Raw genomic sequence first — 22,326 nt, 5'->3', positions numbered from 1 at the left:
GTCAGGGGGTGTAGACGGACGGGCGGGGGGCGGTGGGCATGCCGCCGCCGATGAAGAAACTGGTGTGCGGGGGCTGGTTGTAGGCGGTGTTCTGCCAGGCGAGCCCGGTGCGGTACATCGGGTCGTGGAGCAGCGTGGTGATCCGTGTGCCGGTCTCGTGCGGGGTGGAGTAGACGCGCAGCGCGGTGTTGTCCGACGTACGCCACACCACTTCCTCGCGCCAGTCGCCGAGGATGTCGCCGGACAGGGCCGGGGTGGCCTTGGTGCCGTTGTTGGACGCCACCGACGCCCCGGTCAGCAGCCGGGTCTCGCCGCCGGTGCCGTACTTGTCGATCCTGGTGCCGTCCAGAAGTTCACGCGTGAGGTCCCCGTCCCACCAGCTGACGAAGTTGACGCTGCCCGGTTCGCGGCCGAGCGTCGCGCCGGTCGCCGAGCGGAGTGCGGTGTCGGACGCGGACCAGGACTCGGCGCCGGGCGAGCCCGCGTGGACATCGGCCGAGACGCCCCGGCCGTTGTCGCCGCCGGCGGCGGTCTGCCACAGGATCTGGCCCGTGCGGGCGTCGGCTATCCAGGAGCCGGGCTTGGAGCTGTCCTCGGAGACCTTGAAGTACTCCAGCCCCGCGCGGGACGGGTTCAGGTCGCCGACATGGCCCGCGTCGCCATGGCCGAGTCTCGTCGTCCACAGGCCGTTGCCGTTGTCGTCGACGGTCATCGCTCCGTACACGATCTCGTCCCGGCCGTCGGCGTCCACGTCCGCTACGGACAGGCTGTGGTTGCCCTGGCCGTCGAACCCCTTGCCGGCGTTGGTCGACGAACTGCTGTCGAACGTCCAGCGCCGCGTGAACTTTCCGCCGCGCCAGTCCCACGCCGCGATCACCGACCGGGTGTAGTACCCGCGCGCCATGATCAGCGACGGCCGGGAACCGTCGAGATACGCCGTCCCCGCGAGGAAGCGGTCCACCCGGTTTCCGTAGGAGTCGCCCCAGGCGGAGACCGTCCCGCGGGCCGGGACGTAGTCGACGGTTCCCATGGCCGCGCCGGTCCGCCCGTTGAACATGGTCAGGTACTCGGGCCCGGAGAGGATGTAGCCGCCGCTGTTGCGGTGGTCGGCGCTCGCGGCGCCGATCGCCGCGCCGCGCCCGTCGACGGTGCCGTCGGCCGTCTTCATGGCCACTTCGGCCTGGCCGTCACCGTCGTAGTCGTACACCTGGAACTGCGTGTAGTGCGCGCCCGAGCGGATGTTGCGGCCGAGGTCGATACGCCACAGCCGGGTGCCGTCCAGCTTGATGCCGTCGACGACCGTGTTGCCGGTGTAGCCGGACTGCGAGTTGTCCTTGGCGTTGGTCGGCTGCCACTTCAGTACGAAGTCGAGGGCGCCGTCCCCGTCGAGGTCGCCGACGCTCGCGTCGTTGGCCTCGTAGGTGTACGCCACCCCGTCGGGTGTCCGGCCGCCCGGCGGGGCGGAGATCGGCACGTCCTTGTAGCCCGCGCGGAACTGCACCGCGTGCGGGGAGTCACCCTGCTCCACGCCGTTGACGACGGCGCGAACGGTGTAGTCCGCCGAGTTCGGAGCCCCGGCGTGGAAGTAGTTCGTCGAGCCGGTGACCGGCGCGGAGTTCACCTTCGTACCGGCGCGGTAGACGTTGAAGGAGACGTCGCCGGGGTCGGTGCCCAGCCAGCGCCAGCCGACCAGGTTGCCGCTGCCGTTGTGGACGCTGACGACGCCGCGGTCGAGCGCCTCGGCCTGGCGGGCGGTCGCGGCGGCGCCGGCCACCGGGGAGAGTGCGACCGGTCCGGCCGGGGTGGGCGTCGCCGCCGCGAGCGTACCGAGGGCGACGAGGGCGCCGAGGACGAGGGCGGTGGGTCTGTGCCGGTGAGTTGCGGGGGGTGTCACTGGCTCCTCCTGGGGGGGGTGAGGTGGCGGAGGCCACCCTCCAGTTGCCGCCGGGTCACGTGAAGGTTGCCGCCGGCGTGCGGTCCGGCGGGAGCACCGTCACTGGAGCCGGTCGAGGGGCCTCGGGGTGGGGGGAAGGCGGTACACACTGAACGGAGTTCATCGCGCTGACTGCTGTTCCGTACTACGGACAAATAGCCGCCACAGAGCAGCCTTTGTGCGAGTGAATGGATCACGGTCACATCACTGAACGGAACGTAGGATCGAAGCGCTTGCGCGTCAACGCCCTGCACCGATCACATTCGGCCAATCGGACTCTGTCGAGCTGTCGAAGCGCTTCGACAGCCTCATAGACAGGCGACAGGCTCCGCGTTAAGCTTGTGAGGCCGTACTGTCGAAGCGCTTCACCTGGTCAGCCTTGGAGAGCCGAATGGTCACCCTTGCCGATGTCGCTCAGCATGCCGGAGTCTCCGCCAGCACGGTGAGCTACGTCCTCAGCGGCAAGCGGTCCATCTCCACCTCGACCCGGGAGCGGGTCGAGCGCAGTATCGACCAGCTCGGCTACCACCCCAACGCGGGTGCCCGCGCGCTCGCCAGCAGCAAGTCCAACATCATCGCCCTGATGGTGCCGCTGCGCACCGACATGTACGTGCCCGTGCTGATGGAAATCGCCATCTCGGTCGCCACCACAGCCCGCGCCCACGGCTACGACGTACTCCTGCTCACCGGCGAGGAGGGCCCGGCGACCGTGCGCAGGATCGAGGGCAGCGCACTGGCCGACGCGATGATCCTGATGGACGTCGAACTCCACGACGACCGGCTGCCGCTGCTGCGCGAGACCGGCCGTCCGGCCGTGCTCATCGGACTGCCGGCCGACCCCGCCGGGGTCAGCTGCGTGGACCTCGACTTCGCGGCGGCCGGCGCCCTGTGTGTAGAGCATCTGGCCGGGCTCGGCCACCGCGAGATCGCCGTCATCGGCGAGGCGCCGGCGGTCTACGAACGGCACACCGGCTTCGCCGAACGCACGGTCGCCGGACTGCGCGAGCGCGGGCGTGAACTGGGCGTGCGGCTGCTCCACCGTCCCTGCGAGGGCAGTTACGCCGCTGTCGCCGCGACCCTCGCGCGCATCCAGGAGGAACGCCCCGGCACCACGGCCTTCGTCGTACAGAACGAGGCTGCCACCGATCCCCTGCTCGCGCTGCTGCGCCAGCAGCGCCTGGCCGTCCCGGAGGACGTGTCCGTCATGGCCATCTGCCCGGACCAGGTGGCCGCGCACGCCTCGGTGCCGCTCACCGCGGTCGCCGTACCGGCCCAGGAGATGGGGCGGTACGCCGTCGAACAGGTGGTCGCCAAGATCGAGGGGCGTGGCTCCGACGAGGTCGTCCTGCTCGCGCCCGAGCTGACGGTGCGCGAGAGTACGGGCCCCCGGCCGTGACCGGGGACCCGACGAGAGCACTGGGATCAACTGCTGGAGACCGAGAACGCGTTCGTGCGGAAGTCGAGACCGCCCGGTGACGACGTGATCTCGTATCCGAACTGCACGTCGCCGATGGTCTCGTTGCCCCACCAGCCCTTCGTGTCCTTGATCCAGCGCAGCACCGGCAGGATGTTCACCGTCCCCGCCGACGAGTCCGAGGTACGCAGGAACGAGAAGACCTCATTGGCCCCGTTGTCGCCCTTGTAGACCGTCCAGGTGTGGCCCCCGAGCGTGACGGTGCCCTGGGACGAGCCGAGCGCACCCACGTCGCCGTTGAAGTTCATCCAGAGCATGACCTCGTAGTCGTAGTCGGAGTCCCAGATGTCGTACGAGGTGTTGTAGTCGCCGGACGACGGCACCGTGACGTTGTAGCTGCTCGTGAGCGAGGTGAGGGCGGAGAGTGGCTTGTTCACCACCTTCTTGGCGTTCGGGTACGACTTGATGCCGCCCGTGTCGGGGTGGGCGGCCCACACGCCCCAGTTGGAGGAGGAGTTGGCCCAGATGGTCTGGGAGCCGGCGCCCGAACCCCAGATGTTGTTGTAGAGCGTGTAGCCGTTCGAGGTCGTGTACGTACCCCAGCGCTCCGAGGAGGACCAGACCGCCGCGTGCGCGGGGGCGGCGGCGTATCCGATCAGGGTGGCGAACGCGGCTGTCGGGGCGATCAGCCAGGTGCGCAGAGTGCGTCGTGCCATGGTGTCCCTTCCATGGGTGGGGGGATCGCCGCGTTCCCGGAGCGGGAACGCGGCCCGCCGTCCGGCGTCGCTGTCCGCGAGGACCGGGGATGCGGCGCCGACGGGGAGTCCGTGGGTCAGGGCGAGGTTTCGCCGAGGACGGCGACGCCGTGACGTTCCAGGGTGAGACCGCCGCTGACGCGCGTGCCGGTCAGCAGTTCCCGGTGAACGCCGGGCAGGGGGACCGTGACGGGTTCACGGTTGTGGTTGAGCAGGAAGAGCAGCTCACCGCGGCGCACGGCCTCGACCCCGGCGGGCAGCCCGGCGAGTACGGGCTCGGCGCCGGCGCCGTCCGCGATCCGGCCGAGCAGGGCGCGCAGCGCGTCCGGCTCGGGGAGCGTCGACACGTACCAGGCGCGGCCGTTGCGGACGACGGCCGGCATCCCGTCGAGTTCACCGCCCCTGTACGCCGCGACGACCTCTCCGCCCGCCACCTCGAACTCCTCCGACCACAGCGTGCCGAGGAAGCCCTCGCACGCGACGCGCTCACCCGCGTCCAGCGGCCACCACTCGTGCAGGGTGCCGATGCCGAACAGCGCGCGCAGCCGGGCGTCCATGCCGCCCGGTCGCACCCGGTCGTCCCCGTCGGCCACCCCCGTCAGGAAGCCGCTGACGAGGGTGCCCCCGCCCCGTACGTAACGGAGGAGATTGCCGATCGCCGTGTCGGTGAGCAGGTAGAGGTGCGGGACGACGACCAGGCGGTAGCCGGTCAGGTCGTGTTCGGGGTGGGCGAAGTCCGTCGTACGGCCCGACTCCCACAGGGCCCGGTGCCAGGCCCGGACGACGTCGGTGTACTCCAGACGCACGGACGGGCGGCCGTCCTGCTGGTCGGCCCACCAGGAGTTCCAGTCGTGGAGTACGGCGATGTCCGCCTCGATCCGGCTGCCCGCCACATGTGCGCCGAGTGCGCCCAGTTCGGAGCCGATGCGACAGGTCTCCCGGAAGGTACGTCCCTCCTCACCCGCGTGGCCGAGCATCCCCGAGTGGAACTTCTCGGCGCCCTGCCGGGACTGCCGCCACTGGAAGTAGCAGACGGCGTCCGCGCCACGGGCGACCGACTGGAGCGACCACAGGCGGTTGAGCCCGCGCGGCTTCGGGTGGTTGACACCGCGCCAGTTGACCGCGCCCGCCGACTGCTCCATCAGCATCCAGGGACCACGCGCCTGGGAGCGGGTCATGTCCCCGAGCATCGCGTTGTACTGCCCGCCGAGCGGGTCCTTCGGGTCCGGGTAGATGTCGACGGAGACGACGTCCTCCCGCTCGGCCCACCGCCAGGCGTCCTGCCCGCTCCACAGCGGCATGAAGTTGGTGGTGACGGGGATGTGCGGGGTGTGGCGCGCCACGATGTCGCGTTCGGCGGTGCAGCACTCCATCAGCGCGTCGGAGGTGAAGCGCTTGAAGTCCAGCAGCTGCGCCGGATTGTGCAGGTACTGGGCGTGGCGCGGCGGGATGATCTCCTCCCAGTCGTCGTAGCGCTGGCTCCAGAAGGCCGTACCCCACGCCTCGTTGAGGGCGTCGAGCGTGCCGTGCCTGGTCCCCAGCCACCGGCGGAAGTGGCGCGCGGTCTCGTCGCACCAGCAGTGGGTGCAGTACTCGTTGTTGATGTGCCACATGGTGAGGGCCGGATGACCGGCGTACCGCGCGGCCAGGTCCTCGGTGATGGCTGCCGCGTAGGCGCGGTACGTCGGCGAGCTGGCACAGAACTGCTGGCGCGAACCCCACCAGACGGTTCGTCCCTGCTCGTCGCGCGGCAGCGTCTCGGGGTGGCGGGCGCCCATCCAGGGCGGCGGTGACGCGGTCGGGGTGGCCAGTACGACACCGATGCCGTTGGCGTGCGTGAGGTCCATGAGCCGGTCGAGCCAGCCGAACTCCCGTGCCCCGGGGCGTGGTTCGATCTTCGACCAGGAGAAGACGCCAAGGGTGACGGAGTTGACGCCGGCCCGCTTCATCAGCCGTACGTCCTCCTGCCAGGTCTCCTCCGGCCACTGCTCGGGGTTGTAGTCGCCGCCGAAGAGGATCCGGCCTCGGGTGGAGTCGTCGAGGGAGGGCATCAGGCCGGGTCTCCGTACTGGATGCCGCGGCCGTTGGTGCCGAGGTAGACGCGGCCGTGGATGCGGGGATCGCCCGTGATGACTTCGCCGGTCCAGCCCCACTGGTGGCTGTCGTCGTTGATCCGCATCCAGGTGCGGGCCTCGTCGTCGGAGCGCAGTACGCAGACGGGGCCGTCGGTGGCCCCGGTCTGGAAGAGCGCCGGGTAGCCGCCGGCCGTCGCCGCCCTGCCGAACCCGAGGGCGTGCGAGGCGCGGCAGCCGGCGACCCGGCCGAAGTGCGCGCCGCCGTCGGTGGAGCGGTGCAGACCCTGGTCTTTGGCCGAGAGCCACAGGTCACCGGTGCGCCCGGGGGCCGCGGCGATCTTGAACTGCGGGTCTCCGGAGGGCAGCCCGGCGGCCCGGGCGGTGAAGGAGGCGCCGCTGTCCGTGCTGGCGTACAGGGTGCCGGTGGCCGTGTCGTACGCGTAGAAGCGCGCCGGATCGACGGGGTCGGCCACGGGGGTGGCGCCCCTGGGGAAGGAGGGCACCTCGGCCCAGGTGGCGCCGTTGTCCGTGGAGCGGTGGGCCGGGTGCCCGGTGCCGTCCCAGTGGACGAACGACCACAGCAGCGTCCGGCCGTTCGCACTGGTCGCGAGGGGCCCCGGCGCGCTGCTCGCGACGGACGGCTGGGCGGCGAACGGCGCCCAGGTCCGGCCGCCGTCGTTCGAGTACGCGCCATTGCCGTGGTCGCCCCAGCCCGCCCGTACGACGTACGACGGTGCGAGCGCGGCCTGGGCGAGTCCGGTGGACGATCCCATGACCGGGTTGGCGGCCATGCCCGACGGCGGGGAGGCCGTCAGCTGCTCGTGGTACATCACGCCGATGTCACCGAGCCCGCTGATGAGATGGGCGGCGCCGGACGGCGGGGAGATCAGCTGACGGACGGCCGATTCCTCCAGGCCCCGGATCTGCGGCGCCCAGCGGACCAGGTCGCGGGTGCCGTAGAGGGTGGCGCCCGTGCCGTACACGATGTGCTTCGAGTCGTACGGATCGATGGCGAGGGCCTGGATCCACCAGCCGAACTTGGGGCTCGGCCCGCCCCACTTGAGGTACGGCGTCTCGGTGACGTCGAGTACGGCGGTGTCCTTGAGCGAGACCCAGCCGCGTCCGCCGTCCGTGGAGCGGAACAGTGTGTCGACGGCCGACCAGCGGTTGTTGGTGGAGACGACCACCGTGCCGCCGCGCGAGGCATCGACCGAGAGGCCGCCGTATCCGAACGCGCCCCTCTCCGGGGTCACGTCGGTCCAGACGCCGGTCACGGTGTCCAGGCGGTGGACGGAGCCCGCGCTCTGGTTGTTGGGGCCGGGGGCGTCGGCGTAGCTGACGTACAGCGCGCGGGTGCGGGCGTCGTACGCGGCGTGGACGGGCACCCTGGCCGCTTCGCCCGCCGGCTGGCCGGGTACGGCCTCCCAGCCCGTGGCCGTGGTGCGCAGCAGGGCGGCGCCGCCGTCGCCCCAGCCCGCGTACACGACGCGCCCGGCGGCGGCGAGGAAGGTGATGCCCTGGCCGGTGGCCGAGGGCTGCGCGGGGAAGGGGGCGGGCGCCCACGTGATCCCGGCGTCGGCGGACTTCAGCAGGCCGTCGTGGCGGGTGCCGAGCCACAGAGTGGCGCTGTCGCGCGGGTCGACCAGGAGCCGCTCGCCGGTGCCCCGGCCGTCCTCGTTGGCGCCGAGCTTGACGGTCAGGTCGCTACGGCGCCAGGTGGCGCCCCGGTCGGTGGAGCGCAGTACGGCGCCGTTGCCGGCCCAGGGCTGGGCGTACGTACCGAGGGCGAGATACAGCCGCTCGGGCCGGGCGGGGTCGACGGCCATGGCCTCGACCCCGAGCAGGTTCCAGTCGTCCCAGCCGAGATGGTCGGTGAGCGGGGTCCACGAGGCGGTCCTGTCGTCCCAGCGGTAGGCGCCGCCGATGTCGGTCCTGGCGTACGCCAGCCCGCGCACGGCGGGGTGGAACAGCACTCCGGTGATGAAGCCGGTGCCGCCGATGACGGCGTTGCGCCAGCGGTATGCCCGGGCCGCCACGGCGCCGGCGCCGCCCGCCGCGTGCGCCGGAGCGGTCAGGGCCGGCAGTGCGGTGAGGGCGGCGGCCCCGGCGGCTCCGGCGAGCACGGCTCGTCTGCCGGGGGGCGGAACCGCGATTAAGCATGTCCATGACAGTCATCGCTTCCTGGTGGGGGAGGGGCGGGGCAGAGGAGATCAGCCCTTGACGGCGCCGATCAGCATGCCCTTTTGGAAGTGCTTCTGGACGAACGGCGACATCACGGCGACAGGGACCAGCGCCAGGATCATCACGGCCATCTGGACGGAGAGGCTGCTGAGCGCGCCGCTGCTGACCGCCTGGCCCATGGCGCCCGGCGGCACCTGGTGCTGGAGCACCAGCTGACGAAGGATCATCTGCAACGGGTACTTGTCGCTGTCCTGGATGTAGAGCATGGCGTTGAACCACTGGCTCCAGTAACCGACGGCGTAGAAGAGCGAGATCACCGCGACGACCGCGCGGGACAGCGGCATCACGATCGTGAACAGGATGCGCCACTCCCCGGCGCCGTCGATGCGGGCACTCTCGATCAGCTCCGGAGCGGTGCCCGTGAAGAAGGCGCGCAGCACCAGGATGTTGAAGACGCTGAGCGCGCTCGGCAGGATCATCGACCAGTAGCTGTCCTGGAGTCCGATCCCGGTGACCAGGAGATACGTCGGGATCAGCCCCGCGCCGAAGAACATGGTGACCATCAGCAGCATCAGCAGGGGCCGGTGGGCGAATGATCCCGGCCTGGACAGACCATAGGCGCACAGTACGGACACGGCCATGCTGAAGAGGGTGCCGACCACGGTGATCCCGACGCTGACGAGCGCCGCGCGGGTCACCGCGCCACCGCTCAGCAGCGCCTCGTACGCCTCGAAGGTGATCGTCCCGGGCCACACGACCAGGCCGCCGGCCTCCGTGATGGTCTTCTTGTCCGAGAGGCTGGTCACCAGGACCACCCACAGCGGTCCGAGCACCAGCAGGCAGATGGCGACGAGCGACAGACCCTTGAGCCCCTGCCCGATCCTGGTCGGCTCCTCCTCCCACACCGGGCGGCGGCCGGTACGGTCGATTCTCTGGAGCGGGGTCTCCCGCACGCCCTGCGGATCCACGAGTACGGCGGTCATTGTTTCGCGTACACCCCCTGCTCACCCAGCAGATGAGCCACCTTGTTGGCCAGCAGCACCATGAGCACGCTGAAGACACCCTTGAAGATCCCGGCGGCGGTCGCGTAGCCGAAGTCACCGGTCCTGACACCCGTCCACCAGATGTACGTGTCCAGCACCTCCGCCGCGCCGGCCCCGACCTGGTCGCGCTGGAGCAGGATCTGCTCGAAGTCGAGGTTGAGGGCGCTGCCGACGCGCAGCACCAGCAGCAGGGCGATCACCGGCCGCAGGGCGGGCAGCGTTACGTGCCACATGCGCCGCCAGCGCCCGGCGCCGTCGACGGCCGCCGCTTCGTACAGCTCGCTGTTGACGGCTGCGAGCGCGGCCAGGAAGACGATCACTCCCCACCCGGCGTCCTTCCACACCGACTGGGCGGTCAGCAGGAACTTGAAGAACCCCGGGTCGGTCATCAGGTCGAAACCGCCGAAGCCGCGCTCGCGCAACTGCTGCGCGATCAGTCCGGCGCCGCCCAGCATCTGCTGGAAGACGGTGACGACCAGGACCCAGGAGAAGAAGTGCGGGAGGTAGATGATGCCCTGCACCCAGGCCCGGACGCGGTCGTTGAGAACGCTGTTGAGCAGCAGGGCGAGCGCGACGGGGATCGGGAAGAAGAGCACCAGCTGGGTGAAGAAGATCACCAGGGTGTTCACCAGGACTTCCCAGAACCGGTTGTCGAGGAAGAGCCGCTCGAAGTTGTACGTCCCCACGAACGGGCTGCCGGTGACCCCCGCGCCGTACGGGTCGTACTCCTGGAACGCGACGACGTTGCCGAGCAGCGGAACGTAACTGAAGACCAGCAGCAGCACGACGGCCGGCAGGGTCATCAGCAGCAGCGTCCGGTCCCGCAGGAATCTCTGGCGGCGGGTGATGCCACCGGCGGGCCGCGGGGCTCTCACTGGCCGGAGCCCTGCTTCTCGAGGATGTCGGCGTACCACTTGCGCAGTTCCTCGCCGCCGCTCTTCTTCCAGGTGTTCACGGCCTCCTCCACGTCGCTGACCTTCTTGCGGCCGCGCCGGATGTCCTTCTGGAGGTCGTCGAAGGGCGTGTAGAGGGAGGCGTAGCGCTGCGGCTCGACGATCTGCATGCCGAAGAACAGCGGCTTCCTGATATGCGGCGCCTGGCGGGCCATCCAGCCGGCGTACTCCTTGACGAGCTCGGGGAAGTCGGGGAAGGCGATGACGCTCGGCGGGGAGGCGAAGAAGAGGTACGTGGAGGGCTGGGCCTCCTGGACACCCTGGTCGGTGCGGACCGGGACGCCGTCCTTCTTCTTGTAGTGGGTGCCCTCGACACCGAAGTTGATGAGCTGGAACTCCTTGGTCCCGTACGGGGCGGCGGTGTAGTCGACCAGGGCGAGCAGCTCCTCGATCCTCTCCTTGGGCAGGTTCTTGTTGATGAAGGAGAAGATCCCGGCCGGCGGGTCCTGGTAGAGGACCGGCTTGCCGCCGTCGGAGCCGAAGAGGTCGAGCGCCCGCATGTCGAATTCCGGGTTGGCCTTGGACTGTTCCGAGACCATGCCCTGCCAGGCGCCGGTGCCGTCGTTGTACATCAGCGTCCGGCCACCGGTGAAGCGGATCTTGGCGTCGGCGTCCTTGTTGGCCTCGGCGTCGGGATGGACCACGCCCGCGTCGTGGAGCTTGCGGGCGAAGGCGAGCGCTTCCCGGTACTCGGCGGTCTCGATCTTGTGCACGAGTCTGCCGCCGTCGAGCCGCCAGTAGTGCGGGGCGTCGGGGAGGACGCCGTAGATCTTCTGGACGCAGGTCCACAGGTCGTCGAAGGCCCAGACCTTCTTCCTGGCGTCGGTGTACTCCTTGCCGAACGCAAGCAGTTCCGCGGCGTTCGCCGGCAGCTTCGCACCGAGCCCGTCGAGAAGGTCCTTCCGGTAGAAGATCGCGTTGCCGATGACCGGCGCGGGCATCGGCAGTCCGCGCAGCTTGCCGCCGAAGACCGACATCTGCCATGCCCCGGTGGGGATGTTGGCGAGGTTCGGGTACTTCTCGGCCTTGTCGCCGGAGAGGTACGGGCCCAGGTCGGCGAACTTGCTGACGATGGCGTTGCGTATCTGGCCCTGCATGTTCCAGCCGGGGATGGTGACGATGTCCGCGATGTCCGATCCGGCGAGTACGGCGCCGATCTTCTCCTGGTACGTGTTGCCGTCCTGCGGGTCGAACCGGACCGTGGCGCCGAGAGCCTTGTTGACGGCGGTGTAGTAGGCGTTGTCCTTCTTCGGCACGGTTCCCCAGATGGGGGTCATGGCCCTGAACGTGCCGCCCCTGCCCGGCGTCCCCTTGACCGAGGTCGCCAGTGGGTCGGGCAGCTCGGTGTAACCGGCGCTGGAGCCGTTGACGCTCGGGATGTCCGGTTCCACGAGGTGGGTGGGGAGGTACTTCGGGAGGATGGCTTTGAGCGCCTTGCCCCCGGTCGCGCCTTCCCTGCCGCTCTGAGCCGGGCCGCCGCAGGCGGCGAGCAGCGGCATCCCGCCGGCCACCGCTGCCGCGGCGACCGCCGTGGAGGCGAGGAAGCTTCTCCGGCTCGGGGCGGAGGGGGAGTTCGGCGTCATTGCGTCAACCCTTCATGGCGCGCCAGGACACCCGGCGGAGGGCCGCCGGTCGGCTGCGGTAATCGGCTCACGACAGAAGCGGGCGCCGAGGAGACGGAACCGGTCCTCCGGCTTGGTCATCGCGCGGCGCTTGTCGAAGCGCTTCGATGTTGCTGCGAGGTTAAGTGAACGGTTCGGAGCACACAAGGGTCGAAGCCAACATTGGCCGTTGTGGTGGCGCGTCTTGACACTTGAGCTCCGAGGGCAAGAGCATCGAAGCGCTTCGAATGCCCGGCCTCGTCCATTGTCAAGGGGAACCGCACGTGACCGCAGACGTGACCGCACACCAGCCGCCGTTCCGTGACCCGCACTTGCCCTTCGGCGAGCGCGCGGACGATCTGCTCGGCCGGCTGACGCTCGATGAACGGATCGCGATGCTGCACCAGTTCACGCCTGCCGTGGACCGGCTCGGCCTCCCGGCCTTCCGCACCGGCCAGGAAGCGCTGCACGGTGTGGCCTGGACGGGCCCCGCCACCGTCTTCCCCCAGTCCGTCGGGCTCGGCGCGAGCTGGAACGAGGACCTGGTGCGCCGGGTCGGCGAAGCCGTCTCCCGCGAAGCGCGCGCCATGCGCGCGCGTGACGACCGCGTCGGCCTCAACGTGTGGGCCCCCACGGTGAACCTGCTCCGCAACCCCCTGTGGGGCCGGGGCGAGGAGGGGTACTCCGAGGACTCCTTCCTGACCTCCACGACAGCCGTCGCGTACACCCGGGGCCTGCGCGGCGACCACCCCCGCTACTGGCGAACCGCGCCGGTCCTCAAGCACTGGCTCGCCCACAACAACGAGACCGACCGGGACACCTCGTCGGCCTCCGTCCGTCCGCGTCCTGCGCGAGTACGACCTGCGCGCCTTCCGCGGAGCCGTGCGGGCCGGCGCCGTCGCCGGTGTGATGCCCGCCTACAACCTGGTCAACGGACGGCCGAACCACCTCTCGCCGTACCTGCGCGAGGAACTGCGCTGCTGGACCGGACAGGAGCTGCTGGTGTGCTCGGACGCGGGCGCCCCCAGCAACCTCGTCGACTCGGAGCACTACTTCGACACCCACGAGGAGGCGACGGCCGCGGCGCTGCTGGCCGGCGTCGACAGCTTCACCGACCACGGCACGGACGGATCGCTGATCACCGCCCGCGTACGCGCCGCCCTGGACCAGGGGCTGATCGACGCGTCCGACATCGACAGGGCGGTACGCAGGCAGCTTCACGTACGCCTGATGCTGGGGGAGTTCGATCCGGCACTCGACCCCCACGCGCGGGATGCGCACTTCGACACCCCGGCCCACCGCCGGCTGGCCCTGGAGGCCGCCGAGCAGGCGGTGGTCCTGCTGAAGAACGACGGCCTGCTGCCGCTCGACCCGGCCGCCGAGCCGCGGATCGCGGTCGTCGGACCGCTCGCCGACGAGTGCAAACTCGACTGGTACAGCGGCACACTGATCCGCAGGTCCACACCGCTCGACGGCCTGCGGGAACGATTCGGCGCGGACCGGGTGACGTACGCGGAAGGCGCGGACCGGGTACGGCTGCGCTGCGCGGCGGGCGCGCTGCGCGTCCCCGCCGGCGACGCGCCCACCGAAGTGCGGGGAGCCGGGGGCGCGCTGGACCCGGCGCTGCTCGCCGGCCGCACCGACCTGCCACCGCTCACCGCCGACGCCGAGGGCACCGGGTTCGCCCTGACCGACTGGGGCGGCGGGGTGCTGACCCTGCGCGCTCCCGACGGCCGGTACCTGTCGGTCGCCGACGACGGCTTCGTACGGGCCTCCGCCGACCAGCCGGGCGGCTGGGTCGTCCAGGAGACGTTCCGGCTCGAACCTCATGGCGGCGGGCATCTCCTCAGGCACATCGCGACGGGTGGCTACGTCTCTGTCGCCGCCGGTGGCGTGAAGGTTGCCGCCGAGGGAGACGTCTTCTCGGCCGACGTGGTGGAGCGCGGCGAGGAGGAGGCGGCCCGCGTGGCGGCGGCCGCCGACGTGGTGATCGTGGCCGTCGGCAACGACCCGCACATCAACGGCCGCGAAACCGAGGACCGCACGACGCTCGCCCTGCCGGACCACCAGGACCGGCTGTGGCGCGCCGCCCGCGCCGCGAACCCGCGCACGGCGCTGGTGCACGTCTCGTCGTACCCGTACGCCGTTCCGGAGGCCGCCGAGGAGCTGCCCGCCCTGCTGTGGACGGCGCACGGAGGCCAGGCGGCGGGAACAGCGCTGGCGCGCGTGCTGGCCGGTGACGTGTCCCCGGCCGGCCGGCTGCCGCAGACCTGGTACGCCGCCGACTCCTGCCTGCCGGATCTGCTCGACTACGACATCATCGGCAGCCGCCAGACGTACCTCTACTACGACGGCACACCGCTCTTCCCCTTCGGCCACGGCTTGTCGTACTCCTCCTTCGCGTACGCGGACGTGTCCGCCGCTGTCGAGGGCGGCACGGTACGAGCCGGTCTCACCCTCACCAACACGGGCGCCGTGGCCGCGGACGAGGTCGCGCAGCTGTACGTGCGGGCGCTCGACGCGCGCGTTCCGCGCCCGCTGCGCGAGCTCGTCGGTCACCGCCGCGTCCACCTCGCGCCCGGAGAGGCGCGGCGGCTGGAATTCGAGGTCCCCGTCTCCGCGCTCGGTTTCTGGGACGTGGCGCACGGCTGCTGGACGGTCGCTCCCGGCCGTTACGAGTTCCTGGCCGGCGCCTCGAGTACCGACATCCGCGGCACGGCCGCCGTGCACCTCGGCGGAGAGCCGCCCGCCCCGCGCCCGGTCATGACGGCGGGCCTCGCGGCGGCGGACTACGACGAGCAGCGCGGCACGCGGATCGTGGACCGGTCGAAGGCCGCGGGCGACGCGGTGGCCCCGGTGGCGGGCGCCGAGTCGGGCGAACTCGCCTTCCTGGACTGCGACTTCGGGGGCGGAGCGGCGGAGGTCGCGGTCACGGTCTCGGCCACGGCGCCCGGCACTGTCAGCCTGGCCCTGGCGGACGGCACGGTCCTGGCGGCGGTCGCGGTCCCCGCGACGGGCGGTCCGTACATGTACGAGGAACTGCGCGCCGCGATCGCGGTGTCCGGCGTCCAGGAGCTCCGGGCGCACCTGCGCGGCCCGGTCCGCCTGGCCGGGCTGACCTTCACCGCCTGACGCCCGAGATCGCTGCTGAGCGCGGCCCGCTTCGAGCCGCGCTCAGCCAGATCCAGCCCGTACGGCGTTCGAGGACACGCCCGGAGGCACCCGGGAGCCCGGGGACCTGCCCCCGGCACGGGAAGGGCGGGCCGAGGGGACGCCGCAGACGCACGTACCCCCACACCCCCGCCAACGTCACTCCGTCCTGATCACCACTTCCCCCGCGCCCTCGGCGCAGGCCGCGCCCCACTCCACCCGGAACGGCCGCTCCGAGCCCTCCGCCGTGACCCGCACGGTGTCCCGGACCGCACGACCCGGAACACCGCCGCGTCCGCGCCCGTCCGGTCCGGCACCGTCACCGCGCGCTCCAGTGCGGCGGGCGGCGCGTACAGCCGCAGCGTCAGTCCTTCCAGCCACTCACCGTCCGGCCGCTGGTCGTCCGCGCCCAGCGGCAGCACCGCCCCCGGCCGCACGAGCAGCGGCAGGCTGTCGAAGCCGTGCGTCTCCTGCCGCCACCCCGGCCCCGTCACCGTCTCGCCGGTCAGCAGACGCGTCCACGTACCGGCAGGCACGTAGTACTCGACCGATCCGTCCGTACTGAACACCGGCGCGACCAGCAGATCCGGACCGAGCATGTACTGCCGGTCCAGCGGCCGGCACGCCGGGTCGTCCGGGAACTCCAGCAGCATCGGCCGCATCACCGGCACACCCGTGCGGTGCGCCTCGACAGCGGCGCCGTACAGGTACGGCATCAGCCGGTGCTTGAGCAGCGTGAACCGCCGCGCCACGTCCACCGCTTCTTCGCCGAACTCCCACGGCACGCGGTACGAGACATTGCCGTGCAGCCTGCTGTGCGACGACAGCAGCCCGAACGCGAGCCAGCGCTTGAAGACATCGGGGTCCGGCGTCCCCTCGAAGCCGCCGATGTCATGGCTCCAGAAGCCGAACCCCGACAGACTCAGCGACAGACCGCCGCGCAGCGACTCGGCCATCGCGTTGAAGGAGGCGAAGCAGTCGCCGCCCCAGTGCACCGGGAACTGCTGGCCGCCCGCCGTCGCCGAGCGCGCGAACAGCACCGCCTCGCCGCCGCCGCGTTCCTTCTCCAGCAGCTCGAAGACCGTCCGGTTGTACAGGTGCGTGTAGTAGTTGTGCATCCGCTGCGGGTCGGAGCCGTCGTGCCACACCACGTCCGTCGGCACGCGCTCGCCGAAGTCCGTCTTGAAGCAGTCGACACCCTGGTCGAGCAGGGTCCGCAACTTGCCCGCGAACCATTCGCGGGCGGCCGGACTCGTGAAGTCCACCAGCGCCATGCCCGGTTGCCACAGGTCCCACTGCCAGATGTCGCCGTTGGCCCGGCGCACCAGATGGCCGGCCTCCGCGCCCTCCGCGAACAGCGCGGACTTCTGCGCGATGTACGGGTTGATCCACATGCTGATCCGCAGGCCGCGTTCCTTGAGCCTGGCCAGCATGCCGTCCGGGTCGGGGAAGACCTCCGGGTCCCAGCGGAAGTCCGACCACTGGTACTCGCGCATCCAGAAGCAGTCGAAGTGGAACACCGACAGCGGGATGCGCCGCTCCGCCATGCCGTCGACGAAGGACGTGACGGTGTCCTCGTCGTACGCCGTGCAGAAGGAAGTGGTGAGCCACAGCCCGAACGACCAGGCGGGCGGCAGCGCGGGCCGGCCGGTGAGGGCGGTGTAGCGGGTGAGGACGTCCTTCGGTGTGGGACCCGCGACGACGTAGTACTCCAGCGAGTGGTCCTCGACGCTGAACTGCACCTGCCCGACCGACTCGGAGCCGACTTCGAAGGAGACCTTGCCGGGGTGATTGACGAAGACGCCGTAGCCGCGCGAGGAGAGGTAGAACGGGATGTTCTTGTACGCCTGCTCACTGCTCGTACCTCCGTCGGCCTGCCAGATGTCGAGGCTCTGGCCGTTCCTGAGGTACGGAGTGAAACGCTCCCCGAGTCCGTAGATGTTCTCGCCCACGCCCAGGGCGAGCTGGGCGACCATGTGGTGCCCCCCGTCGGGTGTCGTCGCGAACGCGGTGCCCTTGCTCTCGACGGCGGTGAGCCGGCGCCCCTGCGCGTCGAGGAACACCGGCCCCCACGGCCGCGCGGTGTCGAGCCGCAGCGTGAGCGGCCCGCTCGTCAGCTCGGTGACCGTACCGTCCTGCCGGGTGGTGGCAGCCGTGCTGCCGTCCGCGCCGGGCAGCTCGAAGTCGGGCCCGCGGTGGGCCTTCCCGGCGTGATGGGTGGCGCGTACGCCGATGACGCCTTCGGCCGGTGAGAAGCACTCGACCGTGATGAGCGGGCTGTTGAGGGTGGCACCGCGGTGTTCCACGTTTCTGACGGCGGCGTACGCGGTGACGTGGTCGGAGCTGGTGTGCAGATCGCGCACTTCGGTGGCGTACGACGCGTGCACACCTTCGCGCATGAGCCAGAAGCCGTCGGTGAACTTCACAGGGGTTCCTTGCGGGGATCAGGCGCGGCAGGGAGGCTGCCGTTCTCCGGCACCATTTTGGTCGTGCGCCGAACAAATTACGTGACGTCACGTCCCGGGGCCAGAGGACCCGGCCCTCAATTGGGCCGACGACCAAACAAATTGGCGGTACGCTTCTCTGCTCGCGCCCCGCGAGGAGAGCAGGGGACGGACGTCGACGCAGGGCAAGGGGAGGCCGATCGTGGACAAGGGCGCGCCGGACGCCGCCGCGGAGTTCCATGACTTCTTCGAGCGCCACCACGTCGGACTTGCCCGCCTCGCCCACCTCCTGACCGGCGACGCCGACGCCGCCGACGACCTGGCCGCCGACGCGCTCGTCGCGATCTGGCACCGCTGGGACCGGGTACGGGCCGCCGAACACCCCGCGGCGTACGCCCGTGGAGTCGTCGCCCATCTCGCGCGCAGCCGGATACGCAGCGCCGTACGGGAACGCCGCCGGGTCGCGCTCTTCTGGCCGCACCGGTCCGAGCACTGGAACGGCCCCGACGTACCCGCGGTCGTCGACGTCCAGCAGGCGCTGCGCACCCTGCCCTTCCGCAAGCGCGCCTGCGTCGTGCTGCGCCACGCCTTCGACCTGTCGGAGCGGGACACGGCGCTGGCTCTCGGCATCTCTGTCGGTACGGTGAAGAGCCAGACGTCGAAGGGCATGGCGCAGCTGGAGAAGCTGCTGGGCGGCGACATCGCCGCGGAACTCGTGGGAGGCAGGCGCTGATGGAGGAGCTCCGCGGACGACTGCGCGAAGCGGCCGACGCGCACTGCCCCGACCGCGCGCGGATGCTGGCCAGGGTGGAGCGCGCCATGGCCGCACCGCCGGCCGGTGCGCCCGCCCGGCGCACCGCGTCCCCGGCGGCCTGGCTCCGCGTCACGGGAACGACGGCCGCCGTGGCCGGGGTGCTGGTGGCGGGCGGCTACGCGGTGGCCTCCGCGACGCGGGACGTGAAGCCGTCGCAGGTCACCGCGCCACCGGCCCCGGCGGACACGGACCGCGCCCGGCGTGTCCAGCTGTGGGCCGACGGCCGGGTCGACCCGCACAGCAACCGCTACTGGGCGCAGAGCAACATCACGCTGAAGACCCGTGAACCGCTCACCGCGCTCACGGTCGAACTGCGCGTCGCCCAGACGGGCGGTGTCACGGACACCGGCAGTTGGCGCTCCCTCCCGGAGCGCGACTTCACGGTCTCCGTACGCGAGGAGGCCGGCGCCCTGGTCTTCCGCTGGTCACTCAGGGCGGGGCGCACGGTCCCGGCCGGACAGCACGTCTTCGCCGCCCAGTACAACCACGCGGAGGGCAGCAGGAACGCGGGCGGCGACACGTACACCGCGTCGGCGGCCGCGGGGCCGGCCAGTGAAAGAAGCACGCTGCGCGGCGACTTCACCGATCCGGCCCCCGGGACACCGTGAGCCCCGACCGGACCGGAGCCCGCGCCTACTCCGGCGTCCGTCGTACGCCGACCGCGGCCAGGACGGCACCGGCCACGCACAGCACACCGGTGACGAGCGCGGCGGTGTGCACGCCGTTGATGAACGCCTGGCCACTGCCCTCGACCACCGCCGCCCTCAGTTGTGCGGGCATGTCACCGGAGACCGGCGAAACCCCCATCGCGACCGCGTCCTTGGCCTCGCTCATGCCCCCGGCCATGGCCGCCGGCACCCCGGCGGAGGTGAGTTCGCCGGTCAGAGTGGAGCCGACCCGGCTGCTGATCAGGGACACCAGGACGGAGGTTCCCAGTGCGCCGCCGATCTGAAGCGCCGTGGCCTGGAGACCGCCCGCCACACCCGCGTCCTTGACGGGCGAGTTGCCCACGATCGCGTCGGAGGAGGCGGCCATCACCATGCCGACACCCAGGCCGAGGGCGACGAAGGGCGGCCACATCGCGCCGTACGAGGAGTGCACGCCCCACGCGAGCATCCCGAACGCGGCGCCGGCTTGCAGCACCATGCCGAGCGGCATGGACAGCCGGGCGCCGAACTTCTCGGTGAGCTTCGCGCCGAGCGGCGAGGCGACGACGGAGGCCAGGCTGAGCGGCAGGGTGCGCACACCTGCTTCGACGGGAGTGAAGCCCCGCACGTTCTGCAAGTACAGCATCACGAAGAAGATCACGCCGAGCAGGACGAAGAAGTTGACCGCCGTGATGATCGTGCCGATGGTCAGCGCGGGGCTGCGGAACAGCCGCATCGGCAGCAGCGGGTGCTGCACCCGCGTCTCGTACCAGCCGAACACCAGCAGAAGCACGACGCCGACGGTGAGAGTGCCCAGCGTCGAACCCGAACTCCAGCCCCACGTCTCGCCCTTGACCACACCGAAGACCACCACGAGCAGACCGGCCGCGAGCAGGACGACGCCGGGCACGTCGAAGCGCTGGTGACCGGTGGTGTTCCTGCTCTGGGGCAGCACCAGCGCGCTGAAGACGAGCGCGACGATCCCGATCGGAGCGTTGATGTAGAAAACGGACTCCCAACTGACGTGCTCGACCAGCAGGCCGCCCACGATGGGACCGAGCGCGGTGGAGACCGAGGACACCATGGCCCAGATCCCCACCGCCATCCCGAACTTCCCGGGCGGGAACACCGCGCGCAGCAGCCCGAGCGTGTTCGGCATCAGCAGTGCCCCGAACAGGCCCTGCACCGCGCGGAACGCGATGACGCCCTCGATCGAGCCCGCGAGCCCGATGGCGACGGAGGCGACCGTGAAGCCCGCCACGCCGATCATGTAGTACGTACGCCGGCCGAAGCGGTCACCCAGCTTTCCGCCGAGGATCAGTGCGGCGGCCAGGGCGAGCAGGTAGGAGTTGGTGACCCATTGCAGGTCGGCCGTGGACGCGTTCAGGTCCCGGCCGATCTCGGGGTTGGCGATCGCGACGACGGAGCCGTCCAGGCCGACCATGAACAGGCCGAAGGCGACCGCCACGAGCGTCAGCCAGGGATTGCCGCGCCGGCCGCGCGGGGGCGGTGGCGGGGAGTGTGCGGGCAGGGGTGAGTGATCCACAACGGTGGAGGGCATGGAAGTGCCTTGCTTCCTGAAAGAGAGGGGTGGTGCGCTGCCGATACGCGGGAGACCGCGCTCGGAGCCGTCAGTCGGCGGCGGGGTGAATGTGCCGCGCCAGTCCTTCGAGGGCGCCCAGGGCGGACCCGATGGCGTCGAGATCCGCGTCGGTGAGGGCGTGCAGTGCCTCGATGAGGTACCCGTCCATGAGCTCACCGACCGCCGCCGTGCGGCGCCGCGCCTCCGCCGTGAGATGCAGGTGCGCCACCCGCTTGTCGGCCGCGTCCTGCCGGCGCTCCAGCAGGCCGAGTCCGGCCAGCTGGGTGACCAGCGCGCTCACGTTGTTCGGCTTCATGAGGAGTACGTCGGCGGCCTCACGCACGGTGATCCCGTCGCGCCTCCCGACCAGCCGCAGCAGCGCCAGCTGGCCTTCGGGCAGCCGGGGGAAGGGAAGGTCCGGGACGAGGCGCCGGTCGAGCGCCCGGTGCAGCGCGGGCAGGAGGGCCGCGAGCCCGGAGGCGATGCGGCGGGGGTCCTGTGCGGACGCGCTGGAGGAGGGCATGCGCCCACTGTAAGTATGGCAACATACCTATGTCAACATACGTACTTGCGGCTGCCGCCCCTGCCGCCCCTGCCGCCGCCCCCCGCCGCTCCCTGCGTCTCCCCACCCCTCCGGGCAGCCGGACCGGCCACGGCATGGCGTGACCGCCGGGCACAACTGCCCGTTACCCGGCGGGGGAGGGCTCAGGCCGATTCCCGGCGCACCAGCTCGGTGGGGAGGATCACGGCCGCCGGTTCCTCACCCCCGATCCGGGCGAGCAGCATCCGTACCATCTCCGTGCTGATCCGGTCCCACGGCTGGCGGATCGTGGTGAGCGGCGGACGCGTCGACAGGGCGGCCGGCGAGTCGTCGAAGCCGCCGACGGCCACGTCCTCGGGCACCCGCCGCCCCGCGCGCGCGAGCGTGTCGAGCACACCCTGCGCCATCAGGTCCGACGCCACGAACACCGCGTCCAGGTCCGGGGCCCGCTCCAGCAGCAGTCCGGCCGCCGCCTCGCCGCTCGCCCGGCTGTAGTCGCCCGCCGCGATCAGCGACTCGTCGACGGGCAGGCCGTGTTCGGCGAGCGTCTCCCGGTAACCGGCGAGACGCTCGACGCCGCCCGGCGTGTCCGCGGGACCGGTCACCGTGGCGATCCGCCGGCGGCCCGACGCGTACAGGTAGCGCACCATCTCGCGCGCCCCGTCCCGGTCGTCCGCAGCCACGTAACTGACCTTCGCGCTCTGCCCCAGCGGCTTGCCGCAGGCGACCACCGGGACGCCCGCCTCGTGCAGGTCGCTCACCACGGGGTCGCCCCGGTGGCTGGAGACCAGCAGCACTCCGTCCACGTGCCCGGCCGCGATGTACCGCAGATTGCGCCGCCGTTCGGCCTCGGTGCCCGCGATCATCAGCAGCAGCGGGATGTCCTGGGCGGCCAGCGCCTGCGTGCAGGAGCGCAGCAGCACATTGAAGTTGGGGTCTTCGAAGAAGCGCTCCTGCGGCTCGGTCAGCAGGAAGGCCACCGAGTCGGACTTGCCCGTGATCAGCGAACGGGCGTGCCGGTTGACGACGTAACCCGTCCTGCGAATCGCGTTGTTGACCGCGGTCTGCGCCGCCGGGCTGACGTAGTGCCCGCCGTTGAGGACGCGCGAGACGGTGCCGCGCGAGACCCCCGCCTCGCGCGCCACGTCATGGATCGTCACCGGCCGGCGCTTGCCCTCTGGGCCGCGGTTCAT

The 22,326-nt window shown here is 71.1% G+C and carries 13 protein-coding genes and 2 pseudogenes; 4 read left to right on the top strand and 11 right to left on the bottom strand.

What is annotated here, in order from left to right; genetic code table 11:
- Window position 1 precedes the first annotated feature (1 nt).
- Entirely contained in the window at window positions 2-1,894 is a 1,893-nt protein-coding gene (locus tag AS594_RS04255) for a rhamnogalacturonan lyase (protein ID WP_069925729.1), read from the bottom strand.
- Between the two features lie 430 nt (window positions 1,895-2,324).
- Here AS594_RS04255 and AS594_RS04250 point away from each other — a divergent pair, with 430 nt between their 5' ends.
- Entirely contained in the window at window positions 2,325-3,329 is a 1,005-nt protein-coding gene (locus AS594_RS04250) for a LacI family DNA-binding transcriptional regulator (RefSeq protein WP_069925728.1), read from the top strand.
- Window positions 3,330-3,355: 26 nt separating this feature from the next.
- Here the strand turns inward: AS594_RS04250 and AS594_RS04245 are convergent, their stop codons facing one another.
- The 6 genes from AS594_RS04245 to AS594_RS04220 form a co-directional block, all read right to left on the bottom strand.
- Window positions 3,356-4,063 carry a GH12 family glycosyl hydrolase domain-containing protein gene (locus AS594_RS04245; protein ID WP_069925727.1) on the bottom strand — a complete coding sequence of 236 codons (708 nt, stop codon included), beginning with the start codon at window positions 4,061-4,063 and terminating at the stop codon, window positions 3,356-3,358.
- Window positions 4,064-4,179: 116 nt separating this feature from the next.
- A complete protein-coding gene (locus AS594_RS04240; RefSeq protein ID WP_069925726.1) occupies window positions 4,180-6,153 on the bottom strand; it encodes a beta-galactosidase in 1,974 nt (657 codons plus the stop codon).
- Window positions 6,153-8,300: a beta propeller repeat protein gene (locus AS594_RS04235; protein WP_420877766.1), complete on the bottom strand. Its 2,148-nt coding sequence runs from the start codon at window positions 8,298-8,300 to the stop codon at window positions 6,153-6,155. The genes AS594_RS04240 and AS594_RS04235 overlap by 1 nt, the downstream gene beginning before the upstream one ends.
- Before the next feature lie 87 nt (window positions 8,301-8,387).
- The gene (locus tag AS594_RS04230; protein ID WP_069925725.1) at window positions 8,388-9,341 is read right to left on the bottom strand and encodes a carbohydrate ABC transporter permease; all 954 of its coding nucleotides are present in this window, start codon (window positions 9,339-9,341) and stop codon (window positions 8,388-8,390) included.
- Entirely contained in the window at window positions 9,338-10,276 is a 939-nt protein-coding gene (locus AS594_RS04225; RefSeq protein WP_240508931.1) for an ABC transporter permease, read from the bottom strand. The genes AS594_RS04230 and AS594_RS04225 overlap by 4 nt, the downstream gene beginning before the upstream one ends.
- Window positions 10,273-11,937: an extracellular solute-binding protein gene (locus tag AS594_RS04220; protein WP_069925724.1), complete on the bottom strand. Its 1,665-nt coding sequence runs from the start codon at window positions 11,935-11,937 to the stop codon at window positions 10,273-10,275. Before AS594_RS04220 ends, AS594_RS04225 begins: the two co-directional genes overlap by 4 nt.
- A gap of 314 nt (window positions 11,938-12,251) precedes the next feature.
- Here AS594_RS04220 and AS594_RS04215 point away from each other — a divergent pair.
- Window positions 12,252-15,087, top strand: a pseudogene (locus AS594_RS04215) (glycoside hydrolase family 3 C-terminal domain-containing protein).
- Between the two features lie 177 nt (window positions 15,088-15,264).
- On the opposite strand, the pseudogene yicI reads toward AS594_RS04215, so the two are convergent.
- Window positions 15,265-17,531 (bottom strand): annotated as a pseudogene (gene yicI / locus AS594_RS04210) (alpha-xylosidase).
- A gap of 220 nt (window positions 17,532-17,751) precedes the next feature.
- Here yicI and AS594_RS04205 point away from each other — a divergent pair.
- Both AS594_RS04205 and AS594_RS04200 read left to right on the top strand, forming a co-directional pair.
- A complete protein-coding gene (locus AS594_RS04205; protein WP_069925721.1) occupies window positions 17,752-18,282 on the top strand; it encodes a SigE family RNA polymerase sigma factor in 531 nt (176 codons plus the stop codon).
- Window positions 18,282-18,971: a hypothetical protein gene (locus AS594_RS04200; protein ID WP_079148294.1), complete on the top strand. Its 690-nt coding sequence runs from the start codon at window positions 18,282-18,284 to the stop codon at window positions 18,969-18,971. The genes AS594_RS04205 and AS594_RS04200 overlap by 1 nt, the downstream gene beginning before the upstream one ends.
- 25 nt (window positions 18,972-18,996) lie before the next feature.
- Here AS594_RS04200 and AS594_RS04195 read toward each other — a convergent pair whose 3' ends face one another.
- The 3 genes from AS594_RS04195 to AS594_RS04185 all read right to left on the bottom strand — a co-directional run bounded on the left by AS594_RS04195 (window position 18,997) and on the right by AS594_RS04185 (window position 22,326).
- On the bottom strand, window positions 18,997-20,571 hold the full coding sequence (locus tag AS594_RS04195; protein WP_069925719.1) for an MFS transporter: 1,575 nt from the start codon (window positions 20,569-20,571) through the stop codon (window positions 18,997-18,999).
- A gap of 70 nt (window positions 20,572-20,641) precedes the next feature.
- Window positions 20,642-21,115 (bottom strand): MarR family winged helix-turn-helix transcriptional regulator, encoded by a 474-nt coding sequence (locus AS594_RS04190; RefSeq protein WP_069925718.1) that lies wholly within the window; start codon window positions 21,113-21,115, stop codon window positions 20,642-20,644.
- Between the two features lie 182 nt (window positions 21,116-21,297).
- Window positions 21,298-22,326, bottom strand: coding sequence for a LacI family DNA-binding transcriptional regulator (locus tag AS594_RS04185; RefSeq protein WP_069925717.1), 1,029 nt, complete (start codon window positions 22,324-22,326; stop codon window positions 21,298-21,300).

It is taken from the genome of Streptomyces agglomeratus (genome assembly GCF_001746415.1).
Taxonomy (GTDB): Bacteria; Actinomycetota; Actinomycetes; order Streptomycetales; family Streptomycetaceae; genus Streptomyces; species Streptomyces agglomeratus.
This window is presented reverse-complemented; position numbering and strand designations above follow the sequence as displayed.